We start from the raw sequence: 14950 nt of genomic DNA, 5'->3' as shown, positions 1-14950 counted from the left end.
CGCCCGAGGGGAAAGCTGAGTCATGGCACGCCGTAAGGAAAACAAGGTCGACCTCTCCTCGTTCGACCAGGCCGGAGCGCGGGTCTTCGACAACCCGCTGGTCACCGAGGTATCCGACTCCTACCTGGAGTACGCGTTCTCGGTCATCCACTCCCGTGCCCTGCCGGACGCGCGCGACGGCCTCAAGCCCGTGCACCGGCGCATCCTCTGGTCGATGTACGAACAGGGCTACCGCCCGGATCGTGGGCACGTGAAATCTGCCCGAATTGTCGGGGACGCGATGGGAAAGTACCATCCGCACGGAGATACAGCTATTTATGACGCGATGGTCCGCCTCGCGCAGGACTTCTCGCTCAACGTGCCGCTCATCGACGGGCATGGCAATTTTGGATCTCCAGACGATGGTCCGGCTGCCTCAAGATATACAGAAGCGCGGATGTCGCGCGAGGCCATGCTGCTCGTCGGGGAGCTGGGCGAGGACACCGTCGACGTCGAGCCCAACTACGACGGCTCACTGACCCAGCCGACCGTGCTGCCGGCAGCCTTCCCCAACCTGCTGGTCAACGGCGCGTCCGGGATCGCGGTCGGGATGGCCACCAACATGATCCCGCACAACCTGGCCGAGGTGGTCTCGGCGGCCCGCTGGCTGATCAACCACCCGGACGCCACGCTGGACCGGCTCATGGAGTTCGTTCCCGGCCCCGACCTGCCCACCGGTGGCGTGCTGCTCGGCCTCGACGAGGTGCGCCGGGCGTACGAGACGGGACGCGGCGTGGTGCGCATGCGCGGCAAGGTGGAGATCGGCCCGCTGGAGGGCAGCCGGGGCCGCCAGGCGATCACCGTTGTCGAGCTGCCCTACGGGGTCGGCGCGGAGAAGGTCATCGCGGCGATCACCAACGAGGTCACCAAGACCAAGCGGCTGACCGGCATCGCGGACGTCAAGGACCTCACCGACCGGGAGAGCGGCACCCGGTTGGTCGTCGAGTGCAAGGTGGGGGTCAACCCGCAGGCGCTGCTCGCCGACCTCTACCGGTTGACCCCGCTGGAGCAGTCCTTCGGTGTCAACAACCTGGTGCTGGTCGACGGCCAGCCCCGTACCCTCGGGCTGAAGGCGCTGCTGGAGGTCTTCCTGGCCCACCGGTACGACGTGGTCACCCGGCGCAGCTCGTACCGTCGTCGTAAGCGCCAAGAGCGGCTGCACCTGGTCGACGGCCTGCTGATCGCTCTGCTGGACATCGACCGGGTGGTCCGGTTGATCCGCGGCAGCGACGACGCGCAGGCGGCCAAGGACGGGCTGATGAGTCAGTTCGGCCTCTCCGACATCCAGGCGACCTACATCCTGGACACTCCGCTGCGCCGGTTGACCAAGTACGACCGGATCGAGCTGGAGGCGGAGCAGGAGCGGCTGCGCGCCGAGATCACCGAGCTGTCCACGATTCTCGACGACGAGCGGGTGCTCAAGAAGCTGGTCTCCAACGAGCTGGCCGCCGTGGTCAAGCAGTTCGGCGCCGAGCGGCGGACGACGCTTGTCGACGGCGACCTCAAGGAGGTGCTCGCGGCGTCCGCGCCGGCCGGCCCGCTGGAGGTCGCCGACGACCCGTGCCAGGTCATCCTCTCCGCGACCGGGCTGGTTGCCCGGACCGCGGCCGAGTCGGAGGAGAGCGCCGAGGGGCGCCGACGCAACGGCCGGGTCAAGCACGACACGGTACGCGCGATCGTGCACTCCACCGCCCGTGGTCGGGTGCTGCTGGTCACCAGCGCGGGTCGTGCCTTCAAGGTCGACGTTCTGCCGCTGCCGGTGCTGCCCGAGCAGGCCGGCACGGTGTCGTTGCGCGGCGGCATGTCGGCCGCCGAGCTGGTGCCGCTGGAGGCGGGGGAGACCGTGGTCGGTCTGGCGCCGCTCGGCGGTGCGGCGGACACCTCACCCGGGTTGGCGCTGGGCACCCGGCAGGGCGTGGTGAAGGTGTGCTCGCCGGAGTGGCCGGTGCGGTCCGACGAGTTCGACGTGATCGGCCTGCGCGACGGTGACGAGGTGGTCGGGGCGACCTGGCTGACCGACGGCGCCGAGACGCTGACCTTCGTCACCTCGGAGGCGTCGTTGCTGCGTTTCACCGCCGGGCTGGTGCGCCCGCAGGGCCTCAAGGGCGGCGGGATGGCCGGCATCAACCTGCCGGCCGGGGCTCGGGTGGTGTTCTTCGGCGCGGTACGCACCGACGACGCGGGGCACGGTGAGCCGATGGTCGTCACGTCCACCGGGGCGACGGTCAAGGTGACGCCGTTCAAGGCGTACCCCGCGAAGGGCCGGGCGACCGGCGGCGTCCGCGCGCACCGCTTCCTCAAGGACGAGACCGACGTGGCCGTCGCCTGGGTGGGGCCGCGCCCGGTCGGCGCGACCGGCACCGGCGAACCGGTGGAGCTGCCGGCAGCCGACCCCCGCCGCGACGGCAGTGGCTTCGCCGTGATGCTGGGCCCAACCGTGGTAGGCCACCTGATCGAACGCGACTAACCTCCCACCCCACCCCACCCTCCCACCCCGCCCGCACTCGTTGATCATGAAGTTATTGCCGCGACACGCCGATGGCGGTGACAACAACTTCATGATCAGCCCCGGGGTGGGGGATGGGGTGGAGTTAGGCGACGTTGAGCGGGCGGAACTGGACGCTTACCCTCGGGCCCACCGGGCGGGTGGTCTTGGGGATGGCGTGTTCCCAGGTGCGCTGGCAGGAGCCGCCCATCACGATCAGATCGCCGTGGCCCACCGGGAACCGCAGGCTGTCGCCACCGCGGCGCGGGCGCAGCAGCAGCGGCCGAGGTGACCCGAACGAGACGATCGCGACGACGGTGTCGCTGTGCGCGGAGCGGCCGATGGTGTCGCCGTGCCAGGCCACGCTGTCGCGCCCGGACCGGTAGAGGCACATACCGGCGGTGACGAACGGCTCGCCCAGCTCGGGGGCGTAGTGCCGGGTCAGCGCCGCCCGCGCCGAGGTGAGCACGGGGTGCGGCAGTTGTCGGTCGCCGCCGTACCAGCAGAGCAGGCGGGGCACGTCGACCTCGCTGTCGTACATGGTGCGACGCTCCGCGCGCCACGGCACCTCGGCGAGCAGGGTGTCCAGGACCGCGTCGGAACCGCGCACCCAGCCGGGGAGGTGGTCGACCCAGGCGCCCCGGCTCAGGTGGTGCCGCCGGATCGGACCGGGCAGTGGCCCCAGGGTCGGCGCCGCGTCGGTCAGGTCGAGCATCGACGGCTGGTAGGCGGCCTGCGTCATGCAGCCACCCTAACAGCACTTTCGTACACCCGTGCTAGCTACAACCTGCCGCCGCCCGCGCGGCCGCGGTCGCCGGAGGAGGGGGTTGCGTGGCTCGCGTTGTGCTTCGCCACCAGAGCCGGAAGGTCGTCTAGCGAGTCGATGCGGAACAGGCACCGCTCGGCGACGGCTGGCAGGTCGAGGATGTGCCCCCAGGGGCCGCGTCGGATCAGGCAGGTCTTCATGCCCGCCTCCGCAGCCGGGCGTACGTCGTTGTCGGGCCGGTCGCCGACGTAGAGGGTCGACGACGGGTCGCCGCCGGCGGCGTGGATGACGCGTTCGAAGAAGGCCGATGACGGTTTCGCCACGCCCCAACCGGTCGATGTGCCGATCATGTCCACGGGAAGGTCGAGGGCGTGCAGGAGCGCTTCGGCGTGGGCTGGTTGGTTGCCGGCCAGCCCCACGAACAAGCCCTGCTCCTTGAGTGCGGCGAGGCACCCACGCGCATCGGGGTAGAGGTCCTCTTCGCCGAACCACTCCGGTTTGCCGGCGGCGGCTCGGCGTTCCAGCTCGACCGCGAGGTCGAAATCGGGCCGGAAGGCCCGGAACGTCTCCTGCCAGTCCAGGCCGCGGGCGATTACGGCACCAAGGACCGCCGAGAGCGTGTGCCGTGGAACGCCGAACCAGTCCGCCCAGCTCGCGAACTCGCGGGACTCGTCAAGAATGGTTCCGCCGACGTCAAAGACAACCGCGTCGATCATGAGTGGAGCATAGGCGAGAGTCGCTGGACGGCCTGTCGCAGGCGGCGGCGCCAGCCGTTGGTCGCGGGCGGCCGTACGGCGTCGAACACTCCGTCCGGCCCCGCCCGTCGACTGTGGACCAGGCCCGCGCGGCCAGCGACGCGCGGCGCTGCGGCGAGCTGAGCAGCCCGTGCAGGGTCCGCGCCGCGGTCGCCCGGGCGGCCCGTCCGGGCACCCCGGCGACGGTCAGCTCCGGCAGCTCGCCGAGGCCGGCGGCCATGCCGTGCTGAACCACCCGTGTGTACGAAGCGCGTTGGTTGTCGACCACGCAGACCAGCGCTGCGGGTGCGCCGAGGCAGCAGAGTTCCCAGGTGGATATGCCGGCGGCGCTGACCACCAGGTTGGCCTCGGTCATCAGTGACGGCAACGAGCCGGTGGGCGGGACGGGACGCACGGTCTGCCGTCGCCCGGGGATGATCTCCTCCAGCTCGGTCTCGAGTTCGGGTCGGCCGACGACGACCGTGAGTTCCATGAGCGCGCAGGGCGCCCGCCCCGGCCGGGTCCGGCTCGTAGGAGTCGAGAACCAGCACGTCCAGCTCGTGGCGGCGGGCTGCCTCGACTAGTTCGGCCGGCGAATCCGGGCCTGGGTGCAGGGGGATGCCCCGCGCGGCGAGCTCCACGGTGGCCCAGGGAGCCGTTCGACGGCGCCGAACACGGCAACGCGGGCGCCCCGGCGTCACAGCGCAACCCGACCCGGGGGGTAGTCAGGACTCCTCCAGCTGCCTCCGTCGTACGTCGGCGTTGAGTGCGCGCGGCGGTGCGGGCGTCTGCTCATTGACCATGCGGCCACGTTCGACGACCCGGGTGGCCAGCCCCGGAACCTGATGTGGCCGACGTTCGTGGAATCTCTGAACTCCCGCCCGGCGGACGGTTGATGCCCACCGAAGGTCCGGTCCGCCACCAGGGCGGCCCGTGCCCATCCTTTGCGCGTTGCAGGGGTAGAACGCGTCCGGTTCACCAGGAGCGCCCCGGGTAGGGTACCCCGGGTACGGCCCCTGCCGGGCCGTCGCGGGCGTCGCCGTCCGATGTCGCACCGAGGAGGACACGCACGTGCTGGTGACCCTGCCGAGCCTCGGGATCCCGGCATGACGAGTGCCGCCGCGGCGACGGCTGCCCGGCCCACCCCCGCGCCGGCCCGGCTGCCCTCGCTGACCGGGCTGCGCTGGATCGCCGCGTTGCTGGTCTTCGGCTTCCACGTCGGGACCATGCGGATCATCGCCGAGCCGGACTACAAGGCCGTGGTCGACGCGCTGTTCACCCTGGGCCTGTCCGGGGTGCAGTTCTTCTTCATCCTGAGCGGTTTCGTGCTGGTCTGGTCGGCCCGCGCGGGCGAGTCCCGGCGTACCTTCTGGCGGCGACGGGTTGCCAAGATCTACCCGAACCACCTTGTGCTGTGGGGGGCGGCGCTGCTGGTCGCCTGGTGGTTCGCCGACGCGGTCCTGCCAGCGGCAGCGCTGGAGAACCTGCTGCTGTTGCAGGCCTGGGACCCCCGGCCGGGCTGGTTCTACAGCATCAACACCGTGAGCTGGTCGCTGTCCTGCGAGTTCTTCTTCTACCTGTGTCTGCCGCTGGTGCTGCCACTGCTGCGCCGTGCCCGGCCGAAGCTGCTCTGGGCGCTGATCGTCGCGCTGGCGTTGCTGATCCTCGCGCTCTGGCCGGCGCAGCAGTTGGTGCCGGAGGTGAGCCGGTGGTGGTTCACCCAGGTCTTCCCGCCCGTACGGTCGCTGGAGTTCTGGATGGGCGCGTTGGCGGCCGAACTGATGCGCCGTGGCCTCTGGCGGGGCCCGGGGCTGACCGCAGCCAGCGTGATCTTCCTGGCCACCTGGGTGGCAGCGGCAGAGTGGATTCGCGCCGAGCTGTGGACCACGCTGCTCGCGGTGGCGTACCTGCTGGTGATCACTGCCGCCGCGGACGCGGACGTCCGGGGTAAGCGTTCCCCGTGGCGGTCTCGGCCGCTGGTCTGGCTCGGCGAGGTCTCGTTCGCCTTCTACCTGGTGCATGTGCTGGTGATGACGAGCGTGCTGCGCTTCAGCGGTGACTGGGGGACCGGCTTCCAGGGCTGGCGTGGCCCCGTCGCGGTGCTTGGCTTCCTGCTCGCGAACCTGGTCCTCGCCGGGTTGCTGCACCGCTTCGTCGAGACGCCGATGATGCGCCGACTCGCGCCGCGTCGTACGGCCCGCCCGCGCGTGCCCAGACAACGCACGGCCGGGACCCGGGCCGCCGGGGATGACGCCCACCACCCCGATGCTGTCGGGACTCAAGCCGGGCCCGGCGGGACCGACCAGACCGACAGCCGATCACCGTACGTCGACTCGCGCTGACACCGTCCACCCTGGTCAGCAGGGTCGGCGCGGCGTGCGCCGACACGCCCGTGGTCGGTGCGTCAGGGCCGGCCCGGCAGTAGCGTTGGGGACGTGCTTCCGGTCGCGCTCGCCTGTCCGCTGTGGTGGGTGGCGCGCTGGGCTACGCGGGTGCTGACCAGCCTCGCCGCGGTCGCGGCCCTGGCGGTCGGCGCGAGCCCGGCCTCGGCCGCCGTGCCACCGGTGAGCGCCGTGCCACCCCTGAGCGCCGTGCCAGAGGCTGCCGTGCACCCGGCCTCGGCGGTCCGTGCGAGTGCCGCCGAGGAGTTCATCCCGGCCGGGTCGTTCGACGCGCAACCGGCACCGCCCGTTGACCAGGGCACCATCGCGACCGGCGTGCTGCCGGTGTCCGCGGCCGGGTCCGACCGGCTGCCTCTCGTCGACGCTTCGCGGGGCTGGGCTCCCCGGGGTCCGCCCCGGCGCTGAGTCACCGGGACACGCGTCCCGTCGTCGCGCCCTGTCGATCCGCCAGCTCCGACCCCGCCGATCCGTGGCCCGCCGTGGCCACGTCGCCGCCGGGGCTCCCCCGCTTTGCTCTCCCCGAGGAGCCGACCGTGGAGACTGCCGTCTTCTACCAGTTCGTGACCGAGGTGCCGCAGGCCGCCGCCATCTGGTCGACCCTGTTCCTGCTGGCACTGGGCGTGCTCGCCGTGCTGGTCGCCCGCCTGGGGGACCGCCCCGCGGACGACCCGGTCCCGGCCGCGCCGACCGCCCGCGAGGTGGCCGCGGCCGAAGCCGACGACCTGCGCCGGTACGCCGAGGAGGTGGCCGTCGCCGCGACCGGCGCCGCCAAGACGGCACGGCGGCGACGCGATGCCTGGCTCACCGCTCAGGAACACGTGGAGCGGGCCTGGCTGGGGTACGACGAGGCGGACACCGCCGCCCGCCGCTTCGCGGGCTCTGGCGCGCTGCCCACCCCGCACACCCCGCGGACACCCGCCGAGTACGCCTCCCGGGAGCGCTACCTGCACCGTGCGGCGATGGCGGCGTACTGGCGGGGCGATCTGACCATGGCGCAGCTCGGCGACGTGTTCGCCCACCGGCGCGGCTGGGATTCCCGGCGGCACCCGGTCGAGCAGGAGGTGCTGCTCAGCCGGGCGATCCGGGACGCGAGACTGGCCGACTACCAGGCCGCCGCCACCGCGGAGCGGGCCGCCTGGCGGGACGCGGAACTGGCCGCCGAGTCGGCGCGCACCCTTGCCGAGGAGGCGTACGCGGCAACGGCGCGGCTGCGGCCCAGCCCGGCCCTCGCCCGACCCGGGGCGAGCGGGGCGTCCCGTCCCACCCTCGTGGCACGGTGGCGCCCGGCTAGCGCGAGTTGAGCCTGATCCGTTACGTGAGCCCGGTCACGTCGTTCGGGAATCGGGCGTCCGACGCGTTGTGCGCGATATTTCCCGTGATTGTGGCGCGTTATCGGCGACCTGTCCGGTTGTCGCCCGTAGGCGTCTCCGTAACCGGTTGTCCCATCGAGTCGCATCATCGGCAATACGCGCAGAAATTGCCGCACCGAATCGGGTTTACGCAGGCGAACCTGGCTTGGCAGGCTGCGAACAGGCCAGTACTGTCGTCCCGTCCGGCGCGGTAACCGATCGCAACAGGCGACGCCGCGCCGACCCGCTCAATCGTGATTAACGAACCGGGGACCCATCAGTAAGTCTGGGGTGAATCCGCGAGCCACGGCCCGCGGTAGGGCGATCTTCCCGCCCGAATCCGTCAGCTAACCCGGTAGGCGGTGTCGGAAGGAGTTCCAAACCCGTGCAGCACCTTTCCACCCCTCGGTTGTTCCCACGCCTCCACGGTGCAGCGGTGCCCCCGCTCATCCGTCCAGTGACGGTGAGCTGACCCCCGGGTCATCGCCTTTCCCGCCCGGTCCCGCCGGGCGTTTCCCTGAGCGGTTCACCATCCGCGGACCACTGTCCGCGCGCTGGCGCCTGCCCGGATACCGGTCCGGCCCGTGGGTGTGCCGCTCTCCCCCCGATCCGTGGAGGACCCCGTGAAGCACACCATGCAGCGTCAGCTCCGTCGCCTGGCGACCGAGCGCCCATACCAGATCGTCGCCACCTCCGCCGCGGCCCTCGTGATCGCCACTACCACCGGCGCCCTGCTCACCGGCGCCGACGACGCGCCGGCCAGCCACCGCACCGCGACCACTGTCGCCGAGATGCGCAGTGACACCGCCGTTTCCGTCGGCGACGCGCGCGACGCGTCCCCCAGCGCCGCGCCGACGACCGCCGCCCCAGCCACCAGCGCCGCGTCGCCCGCCGCCAAGGCCAGCGCCAACCCGGATCTGACCCGTAAGCCGCAGCCGCCGAAGCCGCCCGCGACCAAGGTGCTCGACTACGACTACGAGGCGCAGAACACGTACTACAACTGCGGCCCCGCAGCCACCCGCAACGCGCTCAGCGCCACCGGCATCGACCGCACCCAGGAGGAACTCGGTGCCGAGCTGGGCACCACCGAGATGGGCACCAACTCGGCCGAGGACACCACCCGAGTGCTCAACGCCGAGGTGAAGGGCTCCCCGTACCGGACCCGGATGTTTGCCGGCGCGCCCAGCCCGGCCCAGATGGACCGGCTCCAGGCCGATGTGGTCAAGGCCATCACCGACGGCCGGGGCGTGGTGGCCAACGTCGTCGGCGACGCCACCGACACCGACGGCGGCTGGCACTCCTACGGCGGCGGGCACTACGTCGCTGTCGTGGGGTACAAGGACAACGGCCGGACCGTGCGGATCGCCGACTCGGCGAACCCGGCCGACCCGTCCTACTGGATCACCACGATCGACCTTGCCAACTGGATTGCCACCCGGGGGTACTCCGCCTGACCCAGGCACGTAGACCGCCGCGGGCGTCGTCCCCCACAAGGGGCCGGCGCCCGCGGCCTCATTCCGGCAGCCGCCATCGACGACTCTCGTACCCGGCCGCGAACCGTGGCAGACTGCGGCCGTGGTGGATGAATCGGGTGGCCGCACCGGTCGCCGGCCGGTCCTGCTGCTGCTGCACGGGATGGGGGCGACCGGAGACGTCTGGCTACCGTGGGCGCCGTTGCTGGAGCAGCACTGGCCGGGGCGGTGGCTCGCACCGGACCTCGCCGGCCACGGCTGGTCGGCCCCGTTGCCGTCGTACTCCTATGCTGGTTTCGCCGGCCGGATCGCCGACGGCCTCGCCCCCGACGACCGGCTCGTCGTGCTCGGGCACTCGCTGGGCGGGGTGGTCGGCCTGGCGCTGGCCGCCCGCGCCGCAGGGACACCTGTGGACGCGGTGGTCGGGCTCGGCATCAAGGCGCTCTGGTCGCCCGCTGAGCTGGCCCGCGCCGCTGAGCTCGCCGCACGCCCGGTGAGCTGGTTCGCCAGCCGCACCGAGGCGGCCCGCCGCTACCTGCGCGTCTCCGGGTTGGTCGGCCTGGTCCCGCCGGATCATCCGGTGGTGGACGCCGGGTTGCGTCAGGTCGACGGCCGGTGGCGCCTCGCCATGGACCCGACAGCCTTCGGCGTCGGCGAGCCCGACCTGGCCCCGTTGCTGGCGGCGACCGACGTGCCGGTGGTGCTGGCCCGCGGGGAACACGACCCGATGGTCACCGACGAGCAGCTCAAGGCGTACGGCGTACCTGTCGCCACGCTGCCCGGTCTCGGCCACAACGCACACGTGGAGGACCCGGCGGCCGTGCTGGCGCTGCTCGACCCATACCAACGTGGGTGAGCTGGATGACGCGGATGCGGTGGCTGGTCACCTGGCTCCGAGTGTCCGACGGACCCGGCCGGCGACGGTCTGCTTGATCCGCTCGCGCAGCGACTGCGCGTGGAGGGTCCTGACCTTTTCCTGGAGCGTCCGCGTTTCGTCCCGCAGCCACTGGATGCGCGTCAGCAACTCCTCCGGAGGGTAGGCGGAGACCGGCCGGACCGCAGGGGGTAGACGGTCTGACGGACCTGCTCGTCGAAGCGGATGGCGCTGTCTCCGTCGGCGAACGAGAGGCCGAGGTCGTGCTTGGCGAGGAACGCGGTGATCCGCGCGAAGCGCTCCTTGTGGCCCTCGTTCAGGGCCGTGTAGTCGGCTTCCGCATAGAGCTGAGCAGCGTCGACGTCGGCCGGCACATCGCGCAACAACCGGTGCGGGATGTCGAAGTATCGGGCCAGCTCCAGGGTGCGCGAGTCGTGCGCCAGCAGATAGCCGGGGATGCCCGAGATCAGCGCCGTGATGGTGCCGTGGATCCGGGTGCCGAAGGCGAAGTCGAACCCGGAGAGATACTCCATCCAGGGCCACGGGTCCATGGACATCCGCACCTTGTCCTCGACGAAGAGCGGGTGCGAGGTGTGGATCGGCATGTCGGCGGTCATTCCCCGCAGCTTCGGCGCGTCGCCGTAGAGCAGGGTGCCGAGGGTGTAGAGGTCCTGTGCCACGTAGCGCAGGTTCGGGTAGCGCCGGTGGTGGTGCAGGACGAGGGGGGCCAGCGCCTTGACGTACGGCGAGATGACGAACGCGAGCCGGTCGTCGATGCCCAAGGTCGCCTTCGTCTTCTCGATGCGCAGGCTGTCGCCGTGCAGGAACATCGACGGGCAGCCGATCTGCTCGACAGCCGAGAAACCCAGCTTGCGGAGGTAGTTCTCGGTGATCTCGCCGCGTACGCCGATGCTGTGCGAGTGGTCGAGCACCGCCGCCCGGCAGAATGCGCTGACCGGCTCGTCGATCGGGCGGAGCTGCTCCAGGTCGCCGTCCACGTCGGTCTGCGCCCCGACTCCGAGCACCACCACCGGGATCTTCAGCCGTTCGATCAGCCGAGCCATCGGCGTCAGCCGCTTTGCGTAGTCATGGCGGAACGCGTTGGCCAGTGGTATCACGAAGACGTCGTACTTCTCGTTGATCTCGTCGGCATCGCGTGGGTCCGCCCGGAAACGCGACGGGGTGATCTCAGCCGCGGAGGTGGCCAGTAGCTTGTGCGCGGCGTGGCTGAAGACCAGATTGCCGGTGTTCTTACCGATCCAGTCCCGCTCGTACGTCTCCTCGGCGCTGAGGACGTCGAACGGGCCCTTGCGGGCGCGCAGCAGGATCCGCTGATGCTTCGGTGGCTCCACCTCTCGTCCGGCGGCGGTGGCGTCCGACCCCGGAGATCGTCCGGCAATGTTCCGGGAGGTGGCACATCTTCACCTCCAGGCCTCGCGATACTAGGCCACCGTCCGGCCGGTGCCCGCACGCGGCGAGCGTGCCGCCGTCGCTGTGCGGAGCAGCTTGTGGGAGGCGAGCCGGCCCGGCGGCTCAGGTGGTGGGGGAGACCGGCACCAGGTCCGGCTCGACCGGCCGTCCGGGAGGCGGCGGGCTCCAGTCCGGCTCCAGCTCGCACCTGGCGGCGTCCAGGAACGCGTCGGCGTACGACTCGGCCGGGAAGTCACCGAGGTAGCGCCGCCGGGTCGCCCAGCGCCCCGGTGCCATCGGATCGGCGCCGAGCAGCTGGCCCAGCACCTCGTCCAGGTTCGTCATGTCCCGGTGCAGCACGTAGCCCGCGCCGGCCAGCGGGAACCGCTCGGTGAACCGGTCACCCTCGCCGCCCATGTCGGTCACCGCGAAGGGCTTGCCGGAGTAGAGGTAGTCCGAGATCACCCCGGAGACATCGGAGATCAGCGCGTCGGAGCGGTTCACGCAATCCACCAGGCTCAGGTCGCGGCCGGCGGTGCCCCAGACGTGCGGCCGGCCGGTCCGCGCCCGGTCCGCCGCGAGCAGCTCGGCCAGCCGACCCAGCTGCCGCGCCGACGCCGGGTTCTGCGTGGTGTACGGGTGAGCGCGCAGGATGACCGTCGCGCCCCGGTCGAGCAGCTTGCGCAGCATCGGTTCGGCCACCGGCAGCGAGCAGTAGTCCGCGTCCGCGTGGTGTCCCGTCCAGGTCGGGGTGTAGAGCACCGTGCGGGGTGCCTCGGCAGCCAGGGGCTGCGGGCGTACGTTGATTGCCTCGACCTGCGGGCGGCCCACTATCACGAACTTCTCCGCCGGGATCTGCACCCCGGCCCGGGCGTACCGGTCGATTGCGGCCGGGCCGGCCACGAAGATCCGGTCGAAGATTCCCGACACCGGGTTGGCGCTCGGCGCCTTGTCGCTGTCGCCGTGGTGGAGCTGAATGTGGGTGAGCTGGGTGAAGCGGATGCAGTGGCTGTTCTTCGCACCGTGGTTGACGTAGAACGCCACCCGTAGGCTCGGCGCCAGCGCCTCGTCCATCGCCCTCAGGGTGGGGCAGTAGACCACTGGCGCATCGGTGGCTGCGGCGATCGGGGCCAGGAACTCCGGCTCCCTCAGCACGACCATGAACGGCCGGCCGATCCGCTCCAGGTACGGCAGCCACATGGTGACCTGGTACTCCGAGCCGGTAGGCGCGGAGAAGTAGAGCAGGAACTCCGGCTGGTGCCCGCGCAACGCCCGGCCCACCGCCCCGCCGCCTGCCGGCGGCCGGAACCGGCGCCGGGCCAGACCCAGCGCGATCGTGCCGGCGCCGGCGCCGACCAGCAGGGCCGCCGCGAGAACGACCAGGGCCGGCATGGTCGCCGCGGCGGCCAGCGCCACCACGGCGAGGAGCCCGAGCAGCGCGTCGCCGAGGTGCGTGGCGATCGGCGCCGTCCAGGACCGCACCGGCAGGTTGGCCGCCTGGATCTCCTGGTTGCCGGCGTGCCGCAGCGGGCCCACCAGCAGCACCAGCCCGAGCAGCACCAGCGCGGCGGCGGCCAGTGCGGGGTCGAACCCACCGTCCAGCCGTCGGGCGTAGCCGACCAGGACGGCGGCGGCGATCAGTGTCGTCTCAGCGGCGGTGTCCGCGCCCTTGCGGATCCGTCGCTCAGCGGCGGTGGCGACGAGGGCGGCGACCGCCAGCGCCAGCCCCCAACCGGTCGCACCGGTCAGCGCCACGACCAGGAAGGCCAGCACGGCCAGCCCGATGCTCAGGCACCGTGCGATCAGTTTCCGGACCAGGTCACCACGCATGTCGCTCCGTTCACCATCGTCCCGGTCAGCAGTGTTCGGCCGTCAGCCGACGGTCGCCGAGGCGGCATTGATCTCGTCGGCCACCCGCGGCGTCTGGGCCGGCACGGCCTGCGCCGCTTCGCCCGGCGCCCGGCGCACGTCGATGACCTGCCCGGTGAGTTCCGAGATCAGCACGTCCAGCGACGACTGGGCGACGGTCTCCGCGGCGAGCAGGGTGTGCTCCGGCTCCTCGCCGAAGGCCCGCGTCCGCATCGGGGTGGCGGTCCGCTCCGGGTTGATGCAGTTGACGCGTACGCCGACGTCGGCCCATTCGTCGGCGAGCGCCTGGGTGAGGTTGACCAGGGCGGCCTTGGTGGCCGAGTAGAGCGCGTAGCGGGCCCGTCCCCGGGTGTAGGAGCTGGACGTGTAGAGCAGCAGCTGGCCCTTGGTCTGCTCGAGATACGGAAGGGCCTGGCGGGCGATGGTCACCGGGCCGACGAAGTTGACCTGCAACAGCCGGTCCATCGTCTCCTCGTCCATCTCGGCGAGGGCGCCCTTCTCCAGGATCCCGGCGGTCACCACCACGTGGTCGATCCGGCCGGTGGCCTCGAAGGCGGTCGTCAGCGCGGCCTCGACGTCCCCGGCCCGCTCCACGTGGGTGCCGGTGCTGGAACGGCTGAACGGGAAGACCTGGGCGCCGTAGCGCCGGGCCAGCTCGGTCAGCTCGTGGCCGATGCCGTAGCTTCCGCCGAACACGACGATGGTGCGGCCGGTCAGCTCCTCGCGGTAGCTGCGGTGGTCGGTCAGCCGGGGCGCCTGCGCCGCGGCGAGCTGGAAGAGCTTGTCCGCCAGGTGCACGTCGACCGGGTGGGTGACCTTGATGTTCTCGTCCGAACCGTCGATCACCTTGATCGGCGTGCCGGGCAGGTAGCGCAGCACCACGCCGCAGTCGTCGGTGGCGGCGAAGTCCGGGTCGCCCTCGGCGATCCGGTACGCCTCGCGGATGGTGCTGGAGCGGAACGCCTGCGGGGTCTGCCCGCGGCGCAGGGTCGAGCGGACCGGAATGCCGGTGATGCAGTCGTCGGCGTCGACCTGGATGATCGTGTCGGCCGAGGGGATGGCCACGTCGACCGCGGAGTACGTCCAGAGGGCGTTCACGCACTCCCGCACGATCCGGGCGCTGACCAGCGGGCGTACCGCGTCGTGGAAGAGGATGTTGACGTCGTCGTCACCGATCGCGTCCAGGGCGAGCCGGGTGGTCGCGTTGCGGGTGTCACCGCCCTCGATCACCTTCGTCACCTTGCGGAACCCGGCCTGCGCCACGACCCGCTGGGCGTCGGCGAGGTGGCTGGCGGCCATCATCACGATGATCTCGTCGATCTCGGGGGCGGCCTCGAAGACGGCGAGAGTGTGCTCGATGATCGGCTTGCCGGCGATCTTCAAAAGCTGCTTGGGGATGCCGAGCCCGAGTCGTTCGCCGGTGCCGCCGGCCAGCACCACCGCCACCGTCCGGCTGGGTAGCCAGGACGCCGGCGGAGCTGCCGACGCGGCGTCCGGGACGGGGGCCTGCTGGTGGGTCATTGCCGATCCTCACTGATCCACTGGTGCTG

General features: G+C 71.4%; 10 protein-coding genes, 2 pseudogenes and 1 riboswitch. Of the genes and pseudogenes, 6 read left to right on the top strand and 6 right to left on the bottom strand.

Features of this window, described 5'->3' with window-relative positions:
- Positions 1-22: 22 nt before the first annotated feature.
- Positions 23-2506 (top strand): DNA topoisomerase (ATP-hydrolyzing) subunit A, encoded by a 2484-nt coding sequence (locus OG505_RS16765; RefSeq protein ID WP_405425527.1) that lies wholly within the window; start codon positions 23-25, stop codon positions 2504-2506.
- Between the two features lie 124 nt (positions 2507-2630).
- Here OG505_RS16765 and OG505_RS16760 read toward each other — a convergent pair whose 3' ends face one another.
- The 3 genes and pseudogenes from OG505_RS16760 to OG505_RS16750 form a co-directional block, all read right to left on the bottom strand.
- Complete coding sequence (locus tag OG505_RS16760) at positions 2631-3266, bottom strand: alpha-ketoglutarate-dependent dioxygenase AlkB (protein ID WP_405425526.1); 636 nt, start codon at positions 3264-3266, stop codon at positions 2631-2633.
- A gap of 38 nt (positions 3267-3304) precedes the next feature.
- The gene (locus OG505_RS16755; RefSeq protein WP_405425524.1) at positions 3305-4006 is read right to left on the bottom strand and encodes an HAD family hydrolase; all 702 of its coding nucleotides are present in this window, start codon (positions 4004-4006) and stop codon (positions 3305-3307) included.
- Positions 4003-4753 (bottom strand): annotated as a pseudogene (locus OG505_RS16750) (hypothetical protein). Before OG505_RS16750 ends, OG505_RS16755 begins: the two are co-directional and overlap by 4 nt.
- Positions 4754-5130: 377 nt before the next feature.
- Between OG505_RS16750 and OG505_RS16745 the strand changes: the two are divergent.
- The 5 genes from OG505_RS16745 to OG505_RS16725 all read left to right on the top strand — a co-directional run bounded on the left by OG505_RS16745 (position 5131) and on the right by OG505_RS16725 (position 10103).
- A complete protein-coding gene (locus OG505_RS16745; RefSeq protein ID WP_405425522.1) occupies positions 5131-6366 on the top strand; it encodes an acyltransferase family protein in 1236 nt (411 codons plus the stop codon).
- Between the two features lie 93 nt (positions 6367-6459).
- Positions 6460-6831, top strand: a complete 372-nt coding sequence (locus tag OG505_RS16740; protein ID WP_405425520.1) for a hypothetical protein — start codon at positions 6460-6462, stop codon at positions 6829-6831.
- Between the two features lie 128 nt (positions 6832-6959).
- Positions 6960-7727, top strand: coding sequence for a hypothetical protein (locus OG505_RS16735; protein ID WP_405425518.1), 768 nt, complete (start codon positions 6960-6962; stop codon positions 7725-7727).
- 283 nt (positions 7728-8010) lie between these two features.
- A riboswitch (cyclic di-AMP (ydaO/yuaA leader) is annotated at positions 8011-8152 on the top strand.
- Between the two features lie 234 nt (positions 8153-8386).
- Positions 8387-9229, top strand: coding sequence for a C39 family peptidase (locus OG505_RS16730; RefSeq protein ID WP_405425516.1), 843 nt, complete (start codon positions 8387-8389; stop codon positions 9227-9229).
- A gap of 121 nt (positions 9230-9350) precedes the next feature.
- The gene (locus tag OG505_RS16725; protein WP_405425514.1) at positions 9351-10103 is read left to right on the top strand and encodes an alpha/beta fold hydrolase; all 753 of its coding nucleotides are present in this window, start codon (positions 9351-9353) and stop codon (positions 10101-10103) included.
- A gap of 27 nt (positions 10104-10130) precedes the next feature.
- Here OG505_RS16725 and OG505_RS16720 read toward each other — a convergent pair.
- The 3 genes and pseudogenes from OG505_RS16720 to OG505_RS16710 all read right to left on the bottom strand — a co-directional run bounded on the left by OG505_RS16720 (position 10131) and on the right by OG505_RS16710 (position 14921).
- A pseudogene (locus OG505_RS16720) lies at positions 10131-11473 on the bottom strand (polysaccharide pyruvyl transferase family protein).
- A 181-nt stretch (positions 11474-11654) separates the two neighbouring features.
- Positions 11655-13361 (bottom strand): CDP-glycerol glycerophosphotransferase family protein, encoded by a 1707-nt coding sequence (locus tag OG505_RS16715; protein WP_405425513.1) that lies wholly within the window; start codon positions 13359-13361, stop codon positions 11655-11657.
- 42 nt (positions 13362-13403) lie between these two features.
- Complete coding sequence (locus tag OG505_RS16710) at positions 13404-14921, bottom strand: SDR family NAD(P)-dependent oxidoreductase (RefSeq protein ID WP_405425511.1); 1518 nt, start codon at positions 14919-14921, stop codon at positions 13404-13406.
- Positions 14922-14950: the final 29 nt, after the last annotated feature.

It is taken from the genome of Micromonospora sp. NBC_00617 (assembly GCF_045161355.1).
In the GTDB taxonomy this organism is placed as follows: domain Bacteria; phylum Actinomycetota; class Actinomycetes; order Mycobacteriales; family Micromonosporaceae; genus Micromonospora.
The sequence above is the reverse complement of the archived record's forward strand: the minus strand, read 5'-3'. Positions and strand labels throughout refer to the sequence as shown.